The sequence below is a fragment of the Nostoc sp. UHCC 0251 genome, assembly GCF_034932245.1.
In the GTDB taxonomy this organism is placed as follows: domain Bacteria; phylum Cyanobacteriota; class Cyanobacteriia; order Cyanobacteriales; family Nostocaceae; genus Nostoc.
In genome coordinates this window covers 1-22,865 of sequence record NZ_JAYGHD010000055.1, presented here as the reverse complement: position 1 = coordinate 22,865, position 22,865 = coordinate 1, and the positions used below count along the sequence as shown (strand labels likewise).

Annotated in this window: 23 protein-coding genes; 21 read left to right on the top strand and 2 right to left on the bottom strand. The window is 40.4% G+C overall.

Translation table 11 applies throughout. The annotated features are described in order from the left end of the window. On the bottom strand, positions 1-1,648 hold a 1,648-nt coding region (gene ilvD / locus VB740_RS09470), incomplete at its 3' end, for a dihydroxy-acid dehydratase (protein WP_323199783.1). 105 nt (positions 1,649-1,753) lie between these two features. Here ilvD and VB740_RS09465 point away from each other — a divergent pair. The 15 genes from VB740_RS09465 to VB740_RS09395 all read left to right on the top strand — a co-directional run bounded on the left by VB740_RS09465 (position 1,754) and on the right by VB740_RS09395 (position 15,103). After that, positions 1,754-2,638, top strand: coding sequence for a LysR family transcriptional regulator (locus tag VB740_RS09465; RefSeq protein WP_323199782.1), 885 nt, complete (start codon positions 1,754-1,756; stop codon positions 2,636-2,638). Positions 2,639-2,717: 79 nt separating this feature from the next. Next, complete coding sequence (locus VB740_RS09460) at positions 2,718-5,438, top strand: DEAD/DEAH box helicase (protein WP_323199781.1); 2,721 nt, start codon at positions 2,718-2,720, stop codon at positions 5,436-5,438. A 101-nt stretch (positions 5,439-5,539) separates the two neighbouring features. Further along, on the top strand, positions 5,540-6,286 hold the full coding sequence (locus tag VB740_RS09455) for a hypothetical protein (RefSeq protein WP_323199780.1): 747 nt from the start codon (positions 5,540-5,542) through the stop codon (positions 6,284-6,286). A 28-nt stretch (positions 6,287-6,314) separates the two neighbouring features. Further along, positions 6,315-6,533, top strand: a complete 219-nt coding sequence (locus tag VB740_RS09450; protein WP_185580033.1) for a hypothetical protein — start codon at positions 6,315-6,317, stop codon at positions 6,531-6,533. A 73-nt stretch (positions 6,534-6,606) separates the two neighbouring features. Continuing rightward, positions 6,607-7,605 carry a bifunctional DNA primase/polymerase gene (locus VB740_RS09445; RefSeq protein ID WP_323199779.1) on the top strand — a complete coding sequence of 333 codons (999 nt, stop codon included), beginning with the start codon at positions 6,607-6,609 and terminating at the stop codon, positions 7,603-7,605. A 2-nt stretch (positions 7,606-7,607) separates the two neighbouring features. Then, positions 7,608-8,102, top strand: coding sequence for a hypothetical protein (locus VB740_RS09440; protein ID WP_323199778.1), 495 nt, complete (start codon positions 7,608-7,610; stop codon positions 8,100-8,102). Positions 8,103-8,107: 5 nt separating this feature from the next. Then, entirely contained in the window at positions 8,108-8,530 is a 423-nt protein-coding gene (locus VB740_RS09435) for a hypothetical protein (protein ID WP_323199777.1), read from the top strand. Positions 8,531-8,573: 43 nt separating this feature from the next. Then, positions 8,574-9,302 carry a hypothetical protein gene (locus VB740_RS09430; RefSeq protein WP_323199776.1) on the top strand — a complete coding sequence of 243 codons (729 nt, stop codon included), beginning with the start codon at positions 8,574-8,576 and terminating at the stop codon, positions 9,300-9,302. Next, positions 9,299-10,021 carry a hypothetical protein gene (locus tag VB740_RS09425; protein ID WP_323199775.1) on the top strand — a complete coding sequence of 241 codons (723 nt, stop codon included), beginning with the start codon at positions 9,299-9,301 and terminating at the stop codon, positions 10,019-10,021. Before VB740_RS09430 ends, VB740_RS09425 begins: the two co-directional genes overlap by 4 nt. Before the next feature lie 2 nt (positions 10,022-10,023). Beyond that, positions 10,024-10,620 carry a Mov34/MPN/PAD-1 family protein gene (locus VB740_RS09420; RefSeq protein WP_323199774.1) on the top strand — a complete coding sequence of 199 codons (597 nt, stop codon included), beginning with the start codon at positions 10,024-10,026 and terminating at the stop codon, positions 10,618-10,620. Continuing rightward, the gene (locus VB740_RS09415) at positions 10,608-11,447 is read left to right on the top strand and encodes a ThiF family adenylyltransferase (RefSeq protein WP_323199773.1); all 840 of its coding nucleotides are present in this window, start codon (positions 10,608-10,610) and stop codon (positions 11,445-11,447) included. Before VB740_RS09420 ends, VB740_RS09415 begins: the two co-directional genes overlap by 13 nt. A gap of 62 nt (positions 11,448-11,509) precedes the next feature. Beyond that, positions 11,510-12,193, top strand: coding sequence for a hypothetical protein (locus VB740_RS09410; protein WP_323199772.1), 684 nt, complete (start codon positions 11,510-11,512; stop codon positions 12,191-12,193). Then, positions 12,190-12,540 carry a hypothetical protein gene (locus VB740_RS09405; RefSeq protein WP_322641985.1) on the top strand — a complete coding sequence of 117 codons (351 nt, stop codon included), beginning with the start codon at positions 12,190-12,192 and terminating at the stop codon, positions 12,538-12,540. The genes VB740_RS09410 and VB740_RS09405 overlap by 4 nt, the downstream gene beginning before the upstream one ends. Next, positions 12,500-13,552: an SAM-dependent DNA methyltransferase gene (locus tag VB740_RS09400; protein ID WP_323199771.1), complete on the top strand. Its 1,053-nt coding sequence runs from the start codon at positions 12,500-12,502 to the stop codon at positions 13,550-13,552. The genes VB740_RS09405 and VB740_RS09400 overlap by 41 nt, the downstream gene beginning before the upstream one ends. A 237-nt stretch (positions 13,553-13,789) precedes the next feature. Further along, positions 13,790-15,103: a serine/threonine-protein kinase gene (locus VB740_RS09395; protein WP_323199770.1), complete on the top strand. Its 1,314-nt coding sequence runs from the start codon at positions 13,790-13,792 to the stop codon at positions 15,101-15,103. A gap of 10 nt (positions 15,104-15,113) precedes the next feature. Here the strand turns inward: VB740_RS09395 and VB740_RS09390 are convergent, their stop codons facing one another. Continuing rightward, on the bottom strand, positions 15,114-15,332 hold the full coding sequence (locus VB740_RS09390; RefSeq protein WP_323199769.1) for a hypothetical protein: 219 nt from the start codon (positions 15,330-15,332) through the stop codon (positions 15,114-15,116). 387 nt (positions 15,333-15,719) lie between these two features. Between VB740_RS09390 and VB740_RS09385 the strand changes: the two genes are divergently transcribed. The 6 genes from VB740_RS09385 to VB740_RS09360 all read left to right on the top strand — a co-directional run bounded on the left by VB740_RS09385 (position 15,720) and on the right by VB740_RS09360 (position 22,859). Continuing rightward, complete coding sequence (locus VB740_RS09385) at positions 15,720-17,117, top strand: protein kinase domain-containing protein (RefSeq protein WP_323199768.1); 1,398 nt, start codon at positions 15,720-15,722, stop codon at positions 17,115-17,117. Between the two features lie 286 nt (positions 17,118-17,403). Then, complete coding sequence (locus VB740_RS09380; protein WP_323199767.1) at positions 17,404-18,387, top strand: DUF5895 domain-containing protein; 984 nt, start codon at positions 17,404-17,406, stop codon at positions 18,385-18,387. Between the two features lie 80 nt (positions 18,388-18,467). After that, positions 18,468-19,844: a DNA polymerase III subunit beta gene (gene dnaN, locus VB740_RS09375; RefSeq protein WP_323199766.1), complete on the top strand. Its 1,377-nt coding sequence runs from the start codon at positions 18,468-18,470 to the stop codon at positions 19,842-19,844. Between the two features lie 66 nt (positions 19,845-19,910). Further along, on the top strand, positions 19,911-21,224 hold the full coding sequence (gene dnaX, locus VB740_RS09370) for a DNA polymerase III subunit gamma/tau (protein WP_323199765.1): 1,314 nt from the start codon (positions 19,911-19,913) through the stop codon (positions 21,222-21,224). Positions 21,225-21,471: 247 nt separating this feature from the next. Then, positions 21,472-22,392: a hypothetical protein gene (locus VB740_RS09365; protein ID WP_323199764.1), complete on the top strand. Its 921-nt coding sequence runs from the start codon at positions 21,472-21,474 to the stop codon at positions 22,390-22,392. Positions 22,393-22,403: 11 nt separating this feature from the next. After that, positions 22,404-22,859 (top strand): 3'-5' exonuclease, encoded by a 456-nt coding sequence (locus tag VB740_RS09360; protein ID WP_323199763.1) that lies wholly within the window; start codon positions 22,404-22,406, stop codon positions 22,857-22,859. Positions 22,860-22,865: the final 6 nt, after the last annotated feature.

Below are 22,865 nucleotides of genomic sequence, written 5' to 3'. Positions count from 1 at the left end.
TAGAAGATACCAATTTGGCATATTTCGCCAACACGCCTTTAGTGTAACGCGGAGCAGGAGGTTGCCAGTTGGCACGACGACGGGCCAATTCTGATTCAGATATATTCAACTGCAATAGACGAGCCGGTGCATCAATAGTAATACTATCCCCTTCTTCTACAAGGGCGATCGCACCACCAACTGCTGCTTCTGGAGCCACATGACCAACTACCATCCCGTAAGTACCACCAGAAAAGCGCCCATCGGTAATTAATCCCACCGCATCACCCAAACCAGCCCCGATAATTGCCGAAGTGGGAGCCAACATTTCTCGCATTCCAGGGCCACCCTTGGGTCCTTCGTAACGGATAACCAAAATATCACCAGCTTGAATTTTACCCGCCAAAATTGCATCTAAAGAAGCTTCTTCCGATTCAAATACCCGTGCAGGCCCAGTAATTACTGGCTTTTTCACCCCGGTAATTTTAGCGACCGCCCCTTCTGTTGCTAGATTACCTCTGAGGATGGCTAAGTGTCCTTGAGGATACATCGGGTTATTCCAAGTCCGAATCACATCTTGGTTAGCAGATGGTTCTTCTGGGATATCTGCTAATATCTCTGCAATGGTTTGACCGCTAATGGTCAGGCTATCACCATGTAATAAGTCATGCACAAGTAGCATCTTCATGACTTGCGGAATGCCGCCGGCTTTGTGCAAATCTGTAGCAACATATTTACCACTTGGTTTCAAATCACACAAAACGGGAACGCGAGCGCGGATAGTTTCAAAGTCATCCAGGGTTAAGTCTACATTAGCGGCGCGAGCGATCGCTAAGAAGTGCAACACTGCATTTGTGGAACCACCCACCGCCATAATTACAGAGATGGCATTTTCTATAGATTTGCGGGTGATAATTTGGCTGGGTAAGATTTGTTTACGAATGGCTTCGACTAACGCATAAGCCGATTTTTCTGTGCTGTCGGCTTTTTCGGCATCTTCGGCTGCCATTGTCGAAGAATAGGGCAAACTCATTCCCATCGCTTCAAATGCTGAAGACATGGTGTTAGCCGTGAACATTCCCCCACAGGAACCAGCCCCAGAACAAGCGCGAGTTTCGACTTCTAATAATTCCTTGTCGTCAATTCTTCCAGCACTGTATTGACCAACAGCTTCAAATGAACTGACAACGGTTAAATCACGTCCGTTGTAGTGACCGGGTTTAATTGTCCCACCGTAAACGAATATTGCAGGGATATTCATGCGGGCCATTGCAATCATTGCCCCTGGCATATTTTTATCACAACCGCCAATGGCTAGTACTCCATCCATGCTTTGTCCGGTACAGGCGGTTTCAATGGAATCGGCTATAACTTCGCGCGACACTAGGGAATATTTCATCCCTTCGGTTCCCATTGAAATCCCATCGCTAATGGTAATCGTGCCAAAGATTTGTGGCATCGCTCCGGCAGATTTAATCCCTGCTTCTGCTATGAGTGCTAGTTTATTTATCCCCATATTGCAGGGCGTGATGGTGCTGTAACCGTTGGCTATACCGACAATGGCTTTGTTGAAATCTTCATCTTTAAAACCAACTGCACGCAGCATAGCTCGATTTGGCGATCGCTGCACCCCTTGCGTCACAACTTGGCTTCTCAAATTCTCCGACATAGTTACATCATCCTCTGACTTGCGTGTATGAGTATGATAGGTAGCAATTTTTGATATGTCCAATATATATTTATGAATATTTGAGACTTATAAAATATCAAAACTATGGAACTGCGACACCTGCGCTACTTCATTGCTGTAGCTGAGGAACTGCACTTTAGTAAAGCCGCAGAGCGACTTCACATCGCTCAACCGCCCTTAAGCCAGCAAATTCAGCAGCTAGAAGCAGAACTAGGAGTAGAACTTTTTCAACGCAAAACCAAACGACAGGTGCAGCTAACGGAAGCCGGACAAGTATTTTTGCAAGAAGCTTATCAATTGTTCGCTCAACTGTCTAAGGCAATTGATCTGACTCAACGGACAGGTAGGGGTGAGAAAGGACAACTACGAGTAGGTTTCACCAGCTTGGTAACTTACGATTTGCTGCCTATAATTTTGCGGCGGTTTCGAGAACAGTTTCTAGAGGTGGAATTAGTATTGCAAGAATTAACCACAACTCAGCAAGAACAAGCGCTATTCAATCGCCGTATCCATGTAGGTTTTGCCCATCCACCTTTAGAAGACAACACTTTCAATCAAGAATGCATTCAGCAAGAAGGACTAATTGTAGCAATGCTCGTAACTCATTTCTTAGCTAGACAAGAAAATATTTCAGTGCGCGAGCTAAAAGACGAAAATTTTATTATGTTCCCCCGCAATTTAGGCCCCGGACTTTACGATCAAATTCTGAGTCTTTGCCAGCAAGGAAATTTCAGCCCAAAGCTGGCTCAAGAAGCAATCCAAATGCAGACAATTATCGGGCTAGTGTCAGCAGGAATGGGGATTGCGATCGTACCGTCTTCTTTGCAAAATCTTCAAAGGGCTGGTGTAGTTTATCGCACTTTAGAAGAAAAAACACCATTAGTAGAAACGGCTGTAGTGTGGCGACAAGAGGATATGACACCTGTTTTACGGGAGTTTCTACAAATTGTCAGAAGTGTCTGTGGTTAATTAGTCAGTTATGGCAATAACAAAAACCACTACTTTTGACTAACGCCTACCTGCTAAAACAGCAAGTAGGTAACTTTTTATGACCCAGATTGAATGGTTACAAGCAAATAAACAGGTTTATTCTAAAGAACATGGTGTTATCCATATCGCTGCTATCATTGAGAAAAATCTTTACTTCAAAAAGGGAAGTGTAAATCAAATTATTTTTGACTGGGAGCATGAGGTAAATAGCGGTAATTTATTACCTCTTAATCAAGCACCAACAGGTAAAAGTATTCTGTACCAGGAAATAGCAGCTATTCTGGATGGTTCAGGAAAACTACAAAATTGTGATGTAATTCCGCCTCAAGAAGCTAAACTTTGTCCCATACCAGATGATATTCACCCTCTAGTCAAACTTGCCTTAAATAAGTCAGGAATTACACAACTATATTCTCATCAAGTCGAAGCATGGGAAGCTTACAAAAAAGGGGAAGATATTATTCTCCAAACTCCAACCAGTAGTGGTAAAAGTATCTCTTTTTTAATTCCAATCGTTCACGAGTGCCTAAAAGGTAAATCAGCTTTAGTATTCTTTAACTTAAAAGCACTTGCATTTGACCAGGTAGAGAAAATCCGCTCGTTTGTTAGTCACCTAGATGAAGAAATTCGCCCTAAAATTCTCAATATAAATGGTGATATTCCTCCCCAGGAGCGCAAACAACTTTACAGCCATCAACCCTCGATTTTATGCGTGACACCCGATGTATGGAACCACGAACTGAACAACTATCAGTTTGACTCAAACTGGGGATTTAGAGAAACAATCAGAAAAATTTCAATCATCGTCTGTGATGAAGCGCATTTCTATCAAGGCATATTCGGCTCACACTTTGCCCTACTTAATCGGCGAACTCAATTAATGATAGAATCTGCTGGCAATAATATTTCTAAATTACAGTACATATTCGCTTCTGCAACAATTAGTAACAGCAGCGAAATTGCCCAGAAGATATCCAATCGAGTAGAACAAAGCAACCTTGCTATTATCGACCAAAGTGGGGCAAAACGCTCGGAGATTACTTTCCTTAGCCTCAAAGCACGAAACAATACTCTTTACCAAACTGCCCAAGTTGCAGCCATGCTTGTAAGTAAAGGAATAGTCGGGATTTGTTTCTGCGATAGTAGAGAACTGGTAAAGGTTTTAACTAATGCCATTCGTAAAGCTTTAGTGGAGATGCAACTGCCCCACATGGGAGAAACCATCTCAGCATTTTATGGCAGCATGAAGGCAAATCAGCGGAACAAAATTATTGCAGATATACAAAGCGGGAAGGTCAAGTTCATTATATCCACGAGTGCTTTAGAAGCGGGTCTGGATATAGGGTCTATCGATGCAACTATCGTACATAGTTACCCAGGCTCAATTCTTGCCTTTCGCCAAAGGGCAGGACGTGCAGGCAGACAGGAAGCAGGGCTATTGGTGTTTATCCCGTCGAAAAGGTCGATTATGGATTCTTACTACGCCAATCACCCGGAACGTCTCTTATCTGACCCTCCAGAAATTATCAACTTTAACCACAATTATGAAACAATTTTGGAGCAGCACATTCTCGCCTGTTGCAAAGAAAGTAAACCGACACAAGCTCAAATTGCTCGACATTTTAGTACTTCTGGCGATGCGATTGCACGACAGCTAATCGGTAATAATCAACTGATTTTCAGTTATAACCAAAGACTGACAACTAATCGAAACCTCGGTTATGTCCACTCAAAAATTAAATTCAGAGGTAACACTGACCAAAACATCAGTTATATCAATCAAGATAGCGCGGAAGAGTTTGAGGAAAGTTCGGCATCATCTGCGCTACGAGAAGTTTACCCTGGTGCCATATATCTTGCTCAAGACTTTGACGGCAACCCCGTACAGTATAAATCACAAGAGCTAAATTTAACCGAAGGGAAAGCAATTCTCAAGCCAATTGAGGCAACCAACCTATTTAGTCGTCCCGAAGGAAGCCTAAATTTCGAGGAAATCAAAATTGCAGGGGAAGCCAAAATTATCAATCTTTCCCAAGGGGCAGCTAGATTTACACCTGTTTCAGCCAAAATCAAAGAAGAAATTTACGGGTACAACTTGTACAGGCTGGAACAAAAATGGACTTGCACTAATAACAGATGTCGCAACTTCAATTTAAATTTACCCGGACATATACAAACTTGTCCTGCTTGCAATACCCAACTTATTGAACGAGAATTTGTCGAACTATTGGAGGAAAATAAATACAAGGAAGCATTTGCTCTTAACTACAATACATTCTGCGTTAGGGTTGAAATTAACGCTGATGCGAGAAAATATTTTTCAGCTATGGTCAAAAATCTCCGAAAAGAGATACTCAACAAACAGAAATATATTTCCAATGAAGAGAAACAGCTATTTGAAAGCAATGAAACTCAGATTTGCGTTCATACTCTCGCACACCAACTCATGCTCAGTTTACCACTTGTCGAACATGGAGCAAACAGTCGAGATATCGATTTTATGTTAATCGAAGTACCATCAAATTATAAGATAGTAGGCTATTTCTTCGATACATGCGAACACGGTACAGGTATGTGTGATACTCTCATCAAGTATTTAGAAACTGCTTTTATGAAGGCAAAGTTTCTAGTAGATAATTGCCCTTGCAAATACGGCTGCTCATCTTGTACAACAATTCAACGCTGCCCTGATGATAACAAAGCACTGTTTAAATCAGTTGGGCTATCTCTACTGGAGGAAATAATCAATTCGACACAAACAAAAATCATTAATCAATAATTAAGATAATCCTACCCAAGATGGGTAGGATTATCTTTTCAGTAATTAAACCACATACATCGCTTACGCACAAGATTTATGAAAATTTGTGAGAATAAGCAATGTACATCGAACTATTAGCGGATTCAAGTCAAAACCCTAAACGGTTTCAAATTCTCCATGCACCAACATATCTCCTCCTAGAAACAGATTTTAAGTTAGGAGATTTTGTTGAGTCTAATAGCATCGATTTTATTATCAATCATGCTGTCAATCTAGGATATGAAGTAAAAATATCCCATCCAAAAGAGCAAGAAAATGATAAATATCCTCTTCCAAAAATCAGCGATGAACTTACTGATTTAATAATTACTTATCCATCAGACTTAAAAATGCGAACTAATGGAATGGTTTTTGAACAAAGGGCATATTTAATGTCTAAAGTTTACGATGAAGTGTGCCAAAATCTCGAATCAAAAGCTCTCTTAAAAGAAGCCGAGTATTGGCTAATCAATTATGCACGAGAGGTAATTTCCAAACAATGCCATTACTTACCAGATATTCTGATTAAATTAGATAACCCGGTTATTAGAGCAATGGCAATAGATACACTTATGCTCTGGCAGCCAGACTGGAAAAAGGCTATCTCCCAATATGCAGGAAGCAGATTTGAGGCTGGTAATAATGAGTTTGAAGTTATCAGCTACTATCACAATCAAGAAAAGAAGAGTAAGGACGGGATAATGGTACTGTGCAAGGTAACAAAAACTATGAATAATTATCTGGAATTTCCTAAATTTCCATTGAATACAAACTGTACTCTTGGAACTTATCAAGTCGAAAATGCCCTGAACAAAAGGTTGGCTTAAAACGAAATCATAAGCTGAAATATCACTCATGAGCGACCAACAAATCAATTATTTAATAACAGGCATTTGCACGTTTCATTGGAATGCTGACTTTCATAAATTCTGTGAAGTCTGCAACTTTGATCCCAATCATGCTTACTCAAAGGAGAAATGGCAGCAGTGGCAACAATTTGTATCTGGCATAAAGGCGTTTGACCAAAATACTCTTGCCAAGCTAGTTGAGGCAGGCCATCAGTTAGCACCATAATCATAATATTAAACCACCACAGTCACTAACGCAGCCGTGCATGAATTATCCAAATAACTAGTTATATGAATTCATGCACGCCCAAATCCGTCATTTGGTATCTTCGCTTGACAACTTACCCGAAGAATGGCGAATTGTCCCTACCTTTGGTAAACGTCCTCTAGGGAAAGAATGGGAAAAAAATACCTACTCTCCCAGAGAACTACAAGCCGAACTCGTCCGCCGCCGCCTAAAAGTTTGGACAAATAACAGATTGATCACCCCCACTGGTGTAGCTTTGGTATGCGGTTCCAATCATCCTCAAGGATATTTAGTAGCTATTGACTGCGACGGGGAAACCTCCTGGCGACAAATTATCCAAATTAACGAACATACAGAACCAGAAGAACTTAACCAGCTAACACCCGTCGAAGCAAGCGATACTCCTACGGAGTCGTTACACGATCGCGCTCAAAAATACCTTCCTCCCACAATTGCATTTACCTCTGGAAGGAAATATCGGAGCCAGCGCTTATACCTCATCCCAGATTCAAAAGCTTGGGAGGTAAAATCTCGCAAAATCAAAACTGGGAAGGACGAACACCTGGAGTTTCGAGGCAAAAACCTAGCCTCAATCCTTCCCCCCTCCTTTCACCCAGAGGGCAGAAATTACAGATGGCTTTCTGGCTGTAGTCCATCTGAGCGCCAAATAGAAATAGCCCCCGACTGGGTAATTGCTCAGATGCTTGCCAAACAAGAGAAAGCAAGAAAGTTTAACCTACCCCAAGAAAAATATAACCGCAGATATGGGGTAGACAGATACGCTCATTTAATTCCCTCAATCGAGACAAATATCCAGACTGCACTTGTACTACTTGAAGTTATCCACCCTCGATTTGCAGATGATTACCACTCGTGGATTCAAGTCGGGATGGCACTTCATAGTGTTAGTCCCATTTTATTTAAAGCATGGGACACTTGGAGCCAACTTTCTCCTAAGTACAAATCAGGTGAATGCGCTTACAAATGGCAGTCTTTTAACAAGACAGGTATTACTATCCGCACCTTATTTAGATTAGCCAATCTCTCTTAATCATGAGCAGTCAAATATCACCTGACGAGAATGTAACTAACCTTGAAGACAGTTACAGCAGTAGAGATTTTAATCCTGATATTCAGGAGAATAGCGATTTAGAAGAAACATTAGATGAATTAGTAAACACTGAAGTCATAAATCAAGATTCATCTACCGAGATAGATTTAGGCAATTCTGACACAAAAACCACCTTAATAACCATTCAACTAATACCAAATTCTGAAACAGTAATTGTCTCAATTGGAATCAAAGGCGCACCTCCAATTATCAAGACAATGAACCTTGCTGAGATAACATCTCATCCTGTCATCAATAACTTACTACAGGATTTAGAAAAATCTCTCCCAGAGATGTTAGATATCTGCAAGCAAAGGATGGAAAAGCAGACTATACATCAGAATCGACAGGAACAATCAAGACAAGTACAAAAGCGTAACCTGTCTGAAGATAAAGAGAAAACACCTACGCCTAACAACCAACTGTCACTATTTTAATTACCATGAAGTACATTGCGATTATCGAAGGACAAGAAATTCCTCTTGATGAGGCGATCGCCCAAGATGACAATACCCTCAAAACAGCCATTAGCGTCTACTTTCCAGAATATGCTAATGCCGAAATTGAACGACAAACAACTGATGATACAGTTTCAATTCGTTTGGTAAAAAAAGCAGGTACTAAGGGAAGTCAATTCAGAGAATTGAAAAATAGTTCTGAAGAAATAAATCCTGCACTAAAGTTAGGGTGGCAGATAAAGCTTCTGGAGATAAAAAATCAAATTAGTCTCGAAAATTTAATTACCCTACAACCTGAGATAGAAAAAGCTATCAAGCTCGGTCAAAATTGGGAAACCTACATCGAAAAAGTAACTCGAAGCCTTAAGCATCAATCTGCTGCCACGAGTAAATATCCCGTACTGTAATAACAAATTTATAGCCGCTAAAAGTTATAGCGGCTGATTAATTATGCTTGCGAACATACAATCATTCAAAATACCCATTACTTGTTTAGCAGCAATTATCTACCTAGAAAATCTCTCCGAACGAGTAAATCTCTTAAGCCTGTATCAAAAAATATTCCCAGAACAATGGTTAGAATCAACCATTCATATTGATAAACAATCACATCCAACAAGTGCTTACATGGATAGAGAAATTGAATTTATTCAACTTGTAAATGATCATCTATTCCCAATAGAATATATCGATGAAATTGAGTTTAGTTGCGAACATAATAGTATTTCTGTCTCACCACAAAAAGTTGAATGGTGGTATGAAGATTTCGAGGAACTAGAATACTCAGAAAAGTTCCTACTGTCGTTGATGGGGCAAGGGTACAATATAAGCCAATGGGAACTAAATTTTGGTTTTACTCCTGATTACATCGCTCTAGCAGAAGAAATTTACTTCGATAAATTAGTAAGGCTATGCCGTCGTTACAAAAGTCCTCTTCAATATTTAGACACAGCCATACGAATTATAGATTACTCGACTGAAAATATCTGGCTAGATGTTACGTATGAAACAAGCGATTGGCTGGAATGGACTTATGAAAATATCATATTTCTCGGTCAAAAGTGGAAAGAAGCCGTCTCGATGATGGAAAAATCAAATAAGCTTACTCACTTGCTAGAAACATCTCTCGCTGCTCGGAAAGCAGCAGTCAAAATTTGGAATCAAGCATCAAAAGCATGAATGTAGATACAAATATATTACCAACAATTAACTTAGAAAGTATATCGCAAATTTTGCTTGGAAATATTCCCCAAGATGAGTTACTAGCGCAGTTAGTTATCCTCAAAGGACAGTTTATTTTAGTCGAACACGAAGGCAAAAAATCTAAGTACAAATTTCTTTCCCCTGAAGCAGTAGAGAAAGCCTTCACAAGTAAAACTGCTACATCTGGATGGCTTTCTAGCAACACAATTTGGTGGGGTAAAAATCCAGAGGGAGAGGCAATTATTCAGTTTTACTCTCCCCAAAAATATCAAATTCAAATTATGGGACAGGAAACGAAAGTAATTACTGTCCCCATGCCTGCATTCCTCTTTGCTGGATGCGGTAGTAAATATTACCTGTGGGCAGTTAAAGGGAGGGTATTTAAACCAGACGCACAACTGTACAAGCCACCTCTACCTAACGTTTGGGACGACTCTGGTATTTGTTTTGGGGGAAATTCTCCCGGTATGTGCAGTGCTGCAACTATAAGCCAAACCTGGGAGTTGTTCTGGAAATCACCCTTTAATAAGGACTTGTCCCAAGGCAAATCAAAAACTCATCCCGACAATATCTACAACCAGCTAATCAAATTGCACGAGTCTAAACCCAAATCCTACCCTTCAAGTGACCTTGTTTCCGTTCATAGCTGGAAAGTCACAACCCCAGAAGACATTATCAATCATTTGTTCAGTTAGCCATGAATCCCTTTATCGGTTATCACTTCGCTACAAGTAATAATTTTCCTCCCTACAGCCAAAAACTTCAGGAATACTGGCTGGCAGCAAATGGGCTTTTCTTGCGATCGCACCGCCGCGAGTTAGAGGTTTGCTTACAACTAACTCAAACTCAAGTTGCTGGACTCCAACCTCTTGAACCCTACTTTCGCCTGAAAGTCCCAAAAGTCCCAAGCCTTGTAATCGCTGATATTATCAATGCTGCCAGTATCAACCCCCAACAGGAAATCCTATTCTACTTGGGAGTGACAAACTACCAATGGTGGTGTCACACGCCACTGCAAACTGCGTCTTCCACTCACGTCCTATCTTTAGAAAGCGCACTCCATAAAAGCTATACAGATGGGCTAATGGAAATACACAGTCATGGAACTCTAGCTGCTTACCCTTCAAGTGCGGACAATCAGGAAGAAAAAGGCAAATTTCGAGTGTTCGCGATCATCGGCACACTGAATACCATTCCCACAATCTATACCCGCATCGGGATATACAATCACTTTTTCGACATCAACCCCAATCAAATTTTTGAACTACCGCCACAGGTAAAATGCTCGAATTAACTGCTTACCAACAAGCTTTACCCGTCTTACCTCGCAATCACACTCGTATTAACTTCGTCTTAGTGGGAGGAGGAGGAACAGGGGGGTTTCTTGCAGAAGACTTATGTCGAATTATTCTGCAACTTCAGCGCACGGGGAAAGAAATCAACTTTACGATCGTCGATGGCGATACTGTCGAACTTAAGAATATCAGCCGCCAAAATTATCAACAAGCTGAAATTGGACTACCAAAGGTAGAAACACTGGCTGCAAGATGCAGCGCCAAGTATGGGATAGAGATTACAGCTGTTTGCGACTGGTTTGAAGAAGACATGATTCGCACGGCCAGTTGGTGGAATACCCTAACGGTAATCATTGGCTGTGTAGATAACAGCACAGCCAGGAGCAAAATTCACTCAGTTCTCAAACTGAACAGTGCAAATGAGCCAGCATCGCTATTTTGGCTGGATTGTGGAAACAGCAACTACTCCGGCCAAGTAGTAGTTGGAACGCACTCTAATTTTGATATAGTTCAAGCTGCCAATAACCCAGACAAACCTAAATTCTGGTTGCATCTTCCCTCCCCGGCGCTAGTTCACCCGGAATTGTTAGTTCCTCAACTGGAAGAACTCATAGACAATAACCTCTCATGTGCAGAAATTCAAGCACGAAATTATCAGTCGCTATTTGTCAATAAAATGACGAGTGCGATCGCAGCCCAGTACTTACTAGAATTAACCCTTACGGGAGGGTTGAAAAAGTTTGCCAGTTATTTTGACCTCACAGCAATGTCAACCCGAAGTTTATATACAAGCATTGAGCAACTCAAAAAATACTATATACCGTAGACAAATCACCACAAGTAGCTCACGCATATATATCCCAAAAAACAAATTTTGGATATATTTTTATGAATCGATTCAATCATAAAACACTTGAGCTAGCCGAACATCATCCAGAGTGTTTATCGACGAAAAATTATTCTAATCTCACTGTAAAAAGTGAATCCGAAGTTGCTGGAGGTCAGTTTCATCTCGTCATGCAACAAATTGGGTTAGGGCTACCAGTCGAACCTTTCTTAAAGGAATACCCCCAAATTAATAACTGGGTCGATAAGGTAAAACCTTTTATAAACATCCTTGGAAACAAACAATGGAGCGCCCAAATTCAATATTTATATCACGATATCCTTCTCTATAGCGAGTGCGACCTTATTATCTATGGTGAAAATCAAGTAGTTGGGTTTGACTGGACAATTCAAAAACCTCTTAAATTTGAAATTCTTGAGAGCAAGTGGCAAACCCAATTGAGATTATTTCTCCTTCACGAACGAACTGGAATGCCATTAGAACAAATAAGCCTAGTTTACTTGTTCATAAATACTGATAGTATCTACCAGTTTAGTTACTCTGATAAAAAATATTTGGCTTTCAAAGAACGGTTAGAAGAAACACTCGCTCCTTTTATAGGAGACAACAATGAAAAGAAACATTTAGCCGATAAAATAACTCCTCAAGAAGCACATGATAAATGGCTGGCAAGAGAAATATCAACTACGGAATATTTAGCAGCAATTCCTGAAGTGGAATTATGAACCCAACAGAATTAAATATCACCAAAATCGAACTCACTTCTAACAGTGGTTGGACGCTCAATATCCTCTCACGTCGGGTAGCAACTATTACTGATCCCTTGGGAAACCGAAAAACCAGCTATTTCGGGTTCGATACCAAAGAACAAGCCGAAAAGTTTAGAGATTGGCTTCTCCGAAAAAACAAATGTAGTAGTGCAGTGATCCGTCACTCCGAACGATTAGCTACTGAATGGGAGGTAAAAACTTGGAATGTACCAACCTCCCTAATTCTTAAATGCGCCGTTAAAGATTTAAAGGAATCTAGCAATGCAACTATCTCTACTGAATCTGTCTTACAACGAGGATAACTCATCACTAGATATTTTCAATATTCCTAACTTAGAAAAAGCAGAAGCTCTCCGCAAGCTAGCTGCCTCAATGCAGCCAACTATTGACCAAAAGAAAAATCCTGCTATTGGGAATCAAAGGGCAACTAAGCGCCGTAAAACCATAGCTCAAGGGATAATCCAAGAAGGAATTGAACTTGAGATTATTCAGTCTTGGCTATTTGCGATCGCACAAATGTGGGAAACAGGAAATATCCCACCAATACTACGCGGTATATTTCGTAAATCACAGGTGGAAGTGCTATTTAGGATTTCTCAAAGTGGAGAAATTAGCCAGAAAGTCCAAGAAATACTAGAAGGCGAATATTACCAAGACTGGGTAAAATCTCTCAGTCGCGCCGGGTTAAATACATCAGGCGAAATCATATCAGCAATAACAGCAATTCAACAGGTAGTAAAACCTGAAGCAATTGATACTACCAAGCAACAACTTAATAAGCTTGAGTTAGAAATCATTGGCATGAAATCTGGAGATTTCTTTCCTACTCCCAAACCAGTCTGTCAACGACTTGTTCAACTGGCAGATATTGAACCAAATTGGCGAATTTTAGAGCCTAGCGCTGGTAGCGGAAATATTGCTGAGTATATCACTCAAACTTACCCAAATGTTCAACTAGAGGTAGTTGAGCTGAATTACAACTTACGACAAATTTTAGAACTCAAAGGATTTAATCTCGTAGGGAAAAACTTTCTGGAGTTTAACCCCAGTAATTTATACAATGCCTGTATCATGAATCCTCCATTTTGCGAACTTGTCGAGCATATCTATCAAGCTTGGAAGTTAATTATATCAGGTGGTGTATTAGTTTCAGTCGTCCCTGAATCGGTTTTCTTCAATCGGAAGTATCAAAGCTTTAAAGAGTGGCTACAGAGCAATAATAGCTATGTCGAATTGGTAGATAAAGATGCCTTTTTGAGTTCAAATAATCCTACAAATGTAGCTACTAGAATCGTCAAAATAATTAAACCATAGTGTACTACAAGCGTATGGCGTACTGCCAAATTGATGAAACTAAGTATGCCACACACATCTTCCCTACATAGGAAAAGATGTATGTGACATACAAAATCTTTATACAGCAAGAATTAGAAGTAATAGTTACTAAATAGAAGCTTACAAGCGTTAGTTAAATATTAACAGTATAATTACTAATACAACAGCCTTAAATAAAGGTTAAATTCTACTAAGCAGTTATTAGTTAAGGCATCTATGCAACTTTGGACACCTAACCAATCCCTTCAAAAGGGCAGATTCATCGTTCAAAAAGCCCTTCATGATGGTGGCTTTGGTGCTACCTATATTGCTATTGAACTACGTACAAATAAATTAGTTGTCATCAAAACCCTCAACAGCAAACGACAAAGTGAATCAGATTTCCCGCAGCAGCAGGTAAAATTTGTGAACGAAGGACTGCGTTTAGCACAGTGCAATCATCCCCATGTTGTCAAAGTCCATGAAATGATTCAAGAAGATGGATTGTGGGGAATGGTGATGGAATATATTGATGGGGAAAATTTAGAGATTTACGTTGATAAGCGCGGACAATTATCGGAGTCAGAAGCATTACGCTACATCGACCAAGTAGGACAAGCTTTAGAATATGTCCACAAACAGGGCTTTTTACATCGGGATGTTAAACCCAATAATATTATTTTGCGAGGTGGTAAAAAAGAAGCAGTTTTGATTGACTTTGGTCTGGCGCGTGAGTTTACCATTGCTAAAACCCTCAGCATGAGCAATTTTGGAGCAGAAGGCTATGCACCCATAGAGCAGTATCAAAGGCAGGGGCGGTTTGGAACTTATACTGATGTTTATGCTTTAGCTGCAACCTTGTATAGTTTGTTGACTGGGAGAACTCCTATACCTGCTAATTATCGAAAAGATGGCGATGCTTTCTTAAAAGCGCCAAAGCAGTTTAATTCTGATATTAGTCACAAGGTGAATGATGCAATTATCAAAGGAATGGCGTTAGAACCGCAAGATAGACCGCAGACGGTACGAGAATGGTTAGAATTGCTCAAGCCCAGTCCAAAATCGCAAATCCAAAATCTAAAATCCTCAAAGATGGACTACACCCGACTGCGTGATTTGCTCGCAGCAGGGGAGTGGAAAGCAGCAGATCAGGAAACAAACCGAGTTATGCTGGCAGTAGCAGGGAGAGAAAAGCAAGGTTGGCTTGATTCTAAAAGCATTGATAGTTTTCCTTGTGAAGACCTCCGCATTATTGACCAACTTTGGGTAAAGTATAGCAATGGACATTTTGGCTTTTCAGTACAAAAGCGCATTTATGAAAGTCTGGGGGGAACCATATTTTACGACGGAAAAATTTGGGAAGCGTTTGGCGATCGCGTTGGTTGGAAAGATAGAGGTAGATGGATTAGGACTGTGGATGTAGTTTTTGGTATGGAAGCACCATTAGCCCACCTTCCTTGGATCGATCTGCATCGGGCACGGTGGTGGGGTTGGGGGTGGGGTGTGTATTATTTTTATCTTTTCTCTCGCGTCAAGACTTGTAGACTGTAACATATAAGGCTTACAGATTTTTCAAAAGATTTGTTAACACCTCCTTTTCTACGAAGCCTTGCGGGTTCTGGCTTTCCGATAGGCACTGCGCTTCCTCCTCATCCTCCCCTTGCTTTTGTAGTACGCTAGCGACAAACTGCGAGTTATAACAGTTAGCAAAAATAAATTTTTCCGCTACTTTTTCTATATCTCCATTATTGGCTTCCCACTCATCCCAAGGAAGTCGCATTTGTCCTGGAGAGGATTTTTTCCCTTTCTTTTTACCCTTCATCCCAGCTAATAACTTACTTCCCCAATGACTTCGACTCTCAGGTTTAGCCTGATGACGATATTTCGTGCAAAAACCGCGATATTTTTGGGCACATTCTTCTAACTGGAGTTTAGACTAAAAGCGATATGAGAGAACGCAAATCAAATGGAATTAGAGATTAAAAATATTATCTTGTCAGCCTCAAAGCATCCGCGACCTTTAACAACTCTGTAATATATCTGCGCCAGACATACTACAATAATGATAATCATGAAAAGGGTGGGTAGGAGAAGAAATGCCACCAATAGAAGAAGTTTGGCGACTTTACTTGCGATAAAAATATGTAGAAAATTCTATCTTATTCAAATGCCCCCAAAAGTCACCCTCACAATTACCCAAGGCAAATTACCAGGAAGACAATACACTTTCGACTCTCGCACAACCTGTATTATCGGTAGGTCAGAAGATTGCAATCCCCAACTACCAGATGATGAAGACCATCGTACCATTTCCCGCTATCATTGCTTATTAGATATCAATCCTCCAGCTATTCGTATACGCGACTTTGGTAGCAAAAATGGTACATACGTTAATGATAAAAAAATCGGGCAACGCGAAGCACATCAAACACCAGAAGAAGGTGCAAAAGTTAAATTTTCTGAATATGATTTACAAGACAACGATGAAATTAAACTGAGTAATACAGTATTTGTAGTTAGTATTGAAACTGACTTGAATTCACAAGATACTTTTAACTTCTCGCCTGCAAATCCTAATATAAATTATCAAAATCAATACCCAATAGCACAAGCAGTACAAGCACCAAATTCACCAAATTTATTAGAATATATCAAACGTTTATTAGGTTTAGCCGCAGGTGGCGATAAAAAATTACTTGCAATCCGCGATTTTAATATTATTAAATTACTAGGGAAAGGCGGCTTTGGAGAAGTTTATTTAGCACAGCACAATCAAACAGGTAATTTTGTAGCTTTAAAAGTAATGTTACCTGCGGTTGCAACTTATGATTGGGCGATACAAATGTTTATGCGGGAGACGGAAAACACTAAAGTATTACGACATCCAAATGTTGTGAAATTACTCGATTATGGCTACTCCCAAAATATTTTCTTTTTCACAATAGAATATTGCGAGGCTGGTACTGTTGCTGATTTAATGGAAAAACAAGGAGGAAGATTATCGATAGATATTGCAGTACCAATTATTCTTCAAGTTTTAAACGGTTTAGAATACGCTCACAATGCTGAAATCCCTAATGTTAAGCTACGTAAAGGTGGATTTGCGAAAGGTGTGGGTTTAGTTCACCGCGACTTAAAACCAAGTAATATTTTCTTGGGTTACGTTAACGGTAAAATCACAGCTAAAATCGGCGATTATGGTTTAGCAAAAGCATTTGATTTAGCAGGTTTAAGCGGTCAAACATTAACAGGAAATAAAGCGGGGACTCCGGTTTTAATGTGTCGTCAGCAACTGCTTGATTATAAATATGCCAAGCCAGAAGTAGATGTATGGGCTGCGGCTGCGTGTCTTTATTATATGCTTACGGGAACTTTTCCGCGTAATTTCACTACTGGCGACCCATTTTTAGCAGTGTTGCAAAATGATGCCGTACCCATTCGCCAGCGTGATGCAAATATACCCAAACAACTTGCAGAGGTAATTGATTTAGCTTTGATAGAAAAACCGGAAATTTATTTTCAGAGTGCAGCAGAGTTGAAACACGCTTTATTGAAACTCTTTTAGTCATTCTTGATAACTTTAGTAACTTTAATGCCAACTCAAACTTTAGTTTGAGAACAATCACGTCTTAGATGGCGGTAGATATCTACTAAGCCAAGTCTCGTGTATCACTTGTGTATGTAATACGGCTGATGCAATCAGTTATTAAGTTATAAAAATAGTAGAAATTAGTATTTTTATCAGTCACAAACTAAGTTCGTCACCCCAGCACTTCATAACAGACGACTTTTATTTTTTACCACGGCTTTTTGCTTGACGCATTAAAGATTGATTTCAATTAATTAAAATTATGGCAAGAAATCAAACAAAGCCTACTACTGAAGAAAGCACAGTCTCAGAATCTGAACCCCCTCAACAAACTGTTCAGAATGGGGCAAACATACAAAAGCGTAAATCAGCTATTTCTAAATTTGCCAATCCTGAGTACAATGCGCCGATTAGCAATATCTGCATTTGCCAAGTCATCAACCACATGGAAGCAGAAAAAGTTGGGTTGTTTATAAAAGATAAGTATTTAGCAGCAATTAACTGGCAAGGACAAGAACCAACACACAAGCACACCTTCTCCAGTGGTACGCCAGAAATGGGAGTGTTGTTGCAATCGCCCAGAATGCACATTCTTGATGTTTCTCCCAGATATATTGAACAACGAGATGACGGCAAAATTGTGGGGGTGTACGAATCACCTGATGGGTACGAAATGTACCAAGCACTCGGCAAAGATGCCGCAGTATTGAGACGATTCTACTTGTTGCAACTTGTCGATGAAAATAATAACAACCTGCATTCAGTACCAATTGTCTTATCAATCAAAGGCGTTGCATCATCAAAATTTGGCGAGGCTTACAAGCAATTCCAACGCGAACTAGAGGTTGCATTCGCCCGATTTACTGATACAACTGTCGCTGAAAAACGTGCAGAGTTTCATCGCCTTGGTGCATTTCAACCCACCTTCACACCATCCCTTGAACCGAAAGAAGCAGTTAACCAAAGAGATAAATCCTGGGTAGCAGTTGTCACTTCCTACAAATCACCAAACCCCGATGGCAGCGATTTTCTCGAATTCTTCTCAGAAGGCAAAGAAATCGATATCCAAACAACAATGCAGGCAAATCCCGAATTCTCTCACCGCATCGGTAAAACATCAACCGTTGTAGCAGAACATAACCGCTTGATAGGTGCAGGCGATATGCCAATAGCAGCACTTCCTCCTAGTACAGCAGGTCATGACTATACAGCATACAGTACTGAGATAGAAAAACTGCCTTACTAAAACAAACTACCTCATCTAAGCGAAAAGGGTGCTAGAAATAGCGCCCGTTAAGAAATCATCCACTAAAAACCAAGTAACAAATGAAACTAACAATTGAACAATCTAAACTCGCAGAAATTCTAGAAACCGCTTACCTCGCAATCAGTCCTAAACCCACTGACCCAATTTTAGGAAATATCTTACTGATTGCAGATGAAGACGGGATAGTATCAGCAACAGGCACAAACCTTAACCTCACAATTCATACTACAACCACCGCTAACGTCGAAACTTCAGGTCAGGTAGCACTTCCTGCCAAACTACTAACTGATACTGTTAGTAATGTTAAAGGCGAAATTACCCTAGAAGTAGAAAACCAAGCCTGCATAATTACTCACAATAGCGGTAAGTGCCGACTAATTGGCGGAAAATCTGACGAGTTCCCAACACTTCCCAAGGGGGAAAATCCGACAGAGATAAATTTAAGTGCCAAGAAACTCCAAGCCGCACTTGAAGGGACACTCTATTGCGCCAGCAGCGACGAGACAAAGTTGGTTTTAACTGGTGTCAACTTCAAAATTGATACCAACAAGTGGCAAGCTGCTAGTACAAATAGTCACAAATTAGCGCTAGTAACAGGAACACTCGATAGCGAATATTCTGACCCAATCAACTTCACTGTTCCAGGTAAGTCACTTGGCGAGTTAAACAAAATTCTCTCTCAATGCGCCGATACGAGCGTGTGCAATATTCTTCTATCAGATAGAACTATCGAGTTTAGCCTTCCCAATACAAAGCTCATTTCCCGGCTTCTGGAGGGAGAATATCCCAAAATCAATAGCTTGATTCCCCGGTCGTTTGAGTATGAATTTACATTAGAGCGCAAGGGATTTGAGAGCGCGCTGAAGCGGGTAAGTTATCTAGCCGAACGCAAGCAGAAGGTTGTCAAAATCCTCTGGGAATTGGAAGCTACACAGGCAACACTATACACTGAAGCTACTGATATCGGGGATGCAGTTGACTCGGTACTGATGAAATCAGTAACTAGTAATTCAGAAAACATCAGTATTGGATTAAACATCGACTACCTTATCGAAGGATTAAAGCATATCAGTACCGATGAAATCGTGGTGCGGTGCAACAAACCCACGCAACCAGTCATTGTCTGCCCGATGGGAGGGCTGCTCAATCAGTTGTATCTGGTAATGCCTGTAGAAATCAAGCAGGGGTTTGGAAAGGTAAATAGCCAAAGTACAAAGGCAAAAGTCAGCACTCAAAGTGAGCCTGGTACTGAAGAAGTAACAGAAGTTAGCAATCAAACTGAGTCTGGCACTGAAGAAGTAACAAATGTGCCACAGGCAACAGACGATAGTGAAACTTCTCAAATAGAAACGCCATCAGTGGTAGCGAAAGATACTACCAAAGGTAAGTCAACCTCACGATCGCCACGAACGAAAAAAGAAGCGGCGACTGCCTAAAAAATCAAACTTCCTACCAACCACGCTGGTAGGAAGTAAATAAAACACCCGTTTATCATCAAAACTATGTACCAACCACTACATCTCAAGTACCGTCCCCAGACCCTTAATGAAGTTATCGGGCAGGAACATATCGTCCGCACTCTCATAAATGCGATACTCCCAGGAGGGAGTGACTCCGCGATCGCACTCCAGAAGATTGCACCCGCCTACCTATTTAACGGCCCCAAAGGCACAGGCAAGACTAGCACCGCCCGCATCATGGCTAAATCCCTCAACTGCCAGTCAACCCAGGAACCGACAACCAAGCCCTGCGGAGAATGCAATTCATGTAAGGGAATTACAGCCTCTTCTTCCCTGGATGTAACTGAGTTAGATGCTGCCAGCAATAGCGGGGTAGAAACAATCCGCGAGTTAATTTCCACTACCCAGTTTGCACCAGTTGAGGGAAGGTACAAAATTTTCATTATTGATGAATGTCATGCCCTGAGCAGTCAATCGTGGCAGGCGCTTCTCAAGACAATTGAAAATCCACCCCGTCATGTAGTTTTCATCTTCTGCACAACTGAAATACACAAGGTTCCTGAAACTATCATCTCGCGCTGTCAAAAGTTTGATTTTAGGAGAGTAGGACTAGAAACACTTGTTCAGTATTTATCAAAAGTTGCCCAGAACGAAAACATCAACATTAACGCACCTGGTATTTGGGCGATCGTCAAGTCTTGTGGAGGTTTTATTCGCAACTGTCTTGTATTGCTCGATCAATTGAGCAACCTTGGAGTAGATGAAATCACACCAAACTGGGTTTGGGAATTATCAGGTGTTGTTCCCGAACACGATCTACTTACCCTAACCGAAAATCTTGCTAAAGGGGAGGTAACAGCTAACTTACAAATCCTCCAAGACTTAATCGAGTATGGCAAAAACCCATTCGTCATATACTCAAGTTTAACTGGGTTTCTCAAAGACCTGCTAGTGGCTAAAACTGCTCCTGATAATAGACAAATTACTCAACTGGAGGAAGAAACTTGGCAAGAACTCGTTACTATTTCTCAGATGTGGGAACTAACCCAGATTCAGGCAAGTATTGCTCTGTTAATGTCAAGACAACAGTTAATGCGTGACTCGGAGGCAGCTAAACTTTGGTTGGAAGCGACACTCATTGAGTTAAGCAATATCAAAGAAGAAAAACAACCTTGGACTAATTGGAAAACAATCCAAGATGCTATAAATTGGGGTAAGGAACAACTCCCACATTTATCCCAATCTGAACTCGAAAGGCATTGGAACAATCTTACTCCCATTAAAGGTAAAAAAGCACCTGCATGGGTACAACTGGTACAAGAGCTTCAGATTAAGTCTCAATTACAAACTGCCTAATTCAAATGTTCGTCACTTTGTAAAAGCACTTACTTTCCCCAATAAAAACTTTGGGGAAAGATTTTTTCAGACTTATTCAAAAATTACATTAAATATAATACACTTGCATCTACAGAAATATCTACCTTGTGCAGCAAGCCTCAATATTAATAAAGACTGCCCTGACTGGGAAGCAAAAAATTAAGATATCAAGTAATACCACAACAAAATTTAACAACTGGCATTCTGGAAGTATCTGATTAAAATTATGCCAGTTGCAGCAATTAGCCTTCGTACAGGACTTGAATTACCAGCAGCGATCGCAGATTTCGATACGTATATTGACGAATTACCGCGATGCTCCAAATGTTTTGGCGAATTATGCCTTGCCAAAGGTGAAAAAATGCCACCTTACTGGAGACATTTTCCAGGCGTAGGAAATGAATGTCCCGATAAATCAGAAATTAGCGGAGTTATCTATTCCCATCCTAAAACCTTAGATCGTAAACAAACCCTTGCACTATTTAAAAAACGTTTTCTCGAAATTTTAGATATAGCCATTAATGGCACACTTACTATCGATGGACTATTCGCCACCAGACAGCTATCAGAACAGATCAAAGGAAGTTCAGTTCAATGCAGTAATGGAATAGCCCATTTTAACGACTGCCTGCTAGAGATTGACAGACTTAGAAAAAACCTTGACTGTATTTTAGCGGTTGCCTCTAGCTGTGCCAAAAATTTATACAACAATGACTCAATTAACGAATGGAAAGTACCAGAAGCAGAAAAAATCCAAATGCTAGAAATAACAATTGCTTACAAACAAACTCATGAGCGGTGTGTAGATGAAGCGTGCAAATATATATACAGCAATGGTAGGCAAGACCTTCTCAAAGAATTAGTAGCATTTGCATGGCTGGAATACAATTCAAAGCTTAAAAACACTTACAACCAATTAAAAGTACGCGAATTTCCAGTATGGCTGCTTACAGCAACAACATCAATATTAGCAGCAGTACCCTGGTACAGAATTATGACCGCACTATTAGAAGAAAAAGAACCACATACGCAGCCGCTTTCAATATTCGCACTTCCTAATAATCTAGACATAATTTTTGAGGTATTTTTATCGTCAAAAAAACCACCAACTAAACCACAAGGATTCATGCCAAAAAAGAGTAATTAATTTTGGATATTATGAATTATAACCACCGAGATTTTATTACCAAATCTGGTAATAAAATTATCGTTGATGAGGAAAGACTCGACATATTCTGGTCAGATACTACCCCAATACCTGAGTGGCATCCCACAGTAAATATTCCGACCTACAGAACGCTCAAAACTATAGTAGTCGATATTGAGACGGCAGGGATAAACCCAAGAGAAAATCGTATCTATGCAATTGGCTGTATGAGGGAGATAGGGGAGATTGCCATCTTTATGGATCAAGCCGAAAGCAAAATCCTCCTGGAGTTTTTCAAACACCTAGAAGCAAGCAAACCAGAAGTAATTTACACCTATAATGGAACAGAATTTGACCTACCGTTTCTCATCACCCGCTGCGAGTTACACGGCATTTCTCATCCATTTAGAATTGCATCGGGAGCAACGCGATTTGGTGAGATCGGGCAAAAAAGCTGCGATCGCTAAAAACTA

Bases quoted from the DNA above. Each gene is read 5' to 3' on its own strand.
- VB740_RS09400 (WP_323199771.1), top strand. From the start codon at position 12,500: ATGCAACTATCTCTACTGAATCTGTCTTACAACGAGGATAACTCATCA.
- VB740_RS09360 (WP_323199763.1), top strand. From the start codon at position 22,404: ATGAATTATAACCACCGAGATTTTATTACCAAATCTGGTAATAAAATT.
- VB740_RS09435 (WP_323199777.1), top strand. From the start codon at position 8,108: ATGAAGTACATTGCGATTATCGAAGGACAAGAAATTCCTCTTGATGAG.
- VB740_RS09365 (WP_323199764.1), top strand. From the start codon at position 21,472: ATGCCAGTTGCAGCAATTAGCCTTCGTACAGGACTTGAATTACCAGCA.
- VB740_RS09395 (WP_323199770.1), top strand. From the start codon at position 13,790: ATGCAACTTTGGACACCTAACCAATCCCTTCAAAAGGGCAGATTCATC.
- VB740_RS09455 (WP_323199780.1), top strand. From the start codon at position 5,540: ATGTACATCGAACTATTAGCGGATTCAAGTCAAAACCCTAAACGGTTT.
- VB740_RS09380 (WP_323199767.1), top strand. From the start codon at position 17,404: ATGGCAAGAAATCAAACAAAGCCTACTACTGAAGAAAGCACAGTCTCA.
- VB740_RS09465 (WP_323199782.1), top strand. From the start codon at position 1,754: ATGGAACTGCGACACCTGCGCTACTTCATTGCTGTAGCTGAGGAACTG.
- VB740_RS09430 (WP_323199776.1), top strand. From the start codon at position 8,574: ATGCTTGCGAACATACAATCATTCAAAATACCCATTACTTGTTTAGCA.
- VB740_RS09445 (WP_323199779.1), top strand. From the start codon at position 6,607: ATGCACGCCCAAATCCGTCATTTGGTATCTTCGCTTGACAACTTACCC.
- dnaN (WP_323199766.1), top strand. From the start codon at position 18,468: ATGAAACTAACAATTGAACAATCTAAACTCGCAGAAATTCTAGAAACC.
- VB740_RS09450 (WP_185580033.1), top strand. From the start codon at position 6,315: ATGAGCGACCAACAAATCAATTATTTAATAACAGGCATTTGCACGTTT.
- VB740_RS09405 (WP_322641985.1), top strand. From the start codon at position 12,190: ATGAACCCAACAGAATTAAATATCACCAAAATCGAACTCACTTCTAAC.
- VB740_RS09390 (WP_323199769.1), bottom strand. From the start codon at position 15,332: ATGCGACTTCCTTGGGATGAGTGGGAAGCCAATAATGGAGATATAGAA.
- dnaX (WP_323199765.1), top strand. From the start codon at position 19,911: ATGTACCAACCACTACATCTCAAGTACCGTCCCCAGACCCTTAATGAA.
- VB740_RS09410 (WP_323199772.1), top strand. From the start codon at position 11,510: ATGAATCGATTCAATCATAAAACACTTGAGCTAGCCGAACATCATCCA.
- VB740_RS09385 (WP_323199768.1), top strand. From the start codon at position 15,720: ATGCCCCCAAAAGTCACCCTCACAATTACCCAAGGCAAATTACCAGGA.
- VB740_RS09440 (WP_323199778.1), top strand. From the start codon at position 7,608: ATGAGCAGTCAAATATCACCTGACGAGAATGTAACTAACCTTGAAGAC.
- VB740_RS09420 (WP_323199774.1), top strand. From the start codon at position 10,024: ATGAATCCCTTTATCGGTTATCACTTCGCTACAAGTAATAATTTTCCT.
- VB740_RS09460 (WP_323199781.1), top strand. From the start codon at position 2,718: ATGACCCAGATTGAATGGTTACAAGCAAATAAACAGGTTTATTCTAAA.
- VB740_RS09425 (WP_323199775.1), top strand. From the start codon at position 9,299: ATGAATGTAGATACAAATATATTACCAACAATTAACTTAGAAAGTATA.
- VB740_RS09415 (WP_323199773.1), top strand. From the start codon at position 10,608: ATGCTCGAATTAACTGCTTACCAACAAGCTTTACCCGTCTTACCTCGC.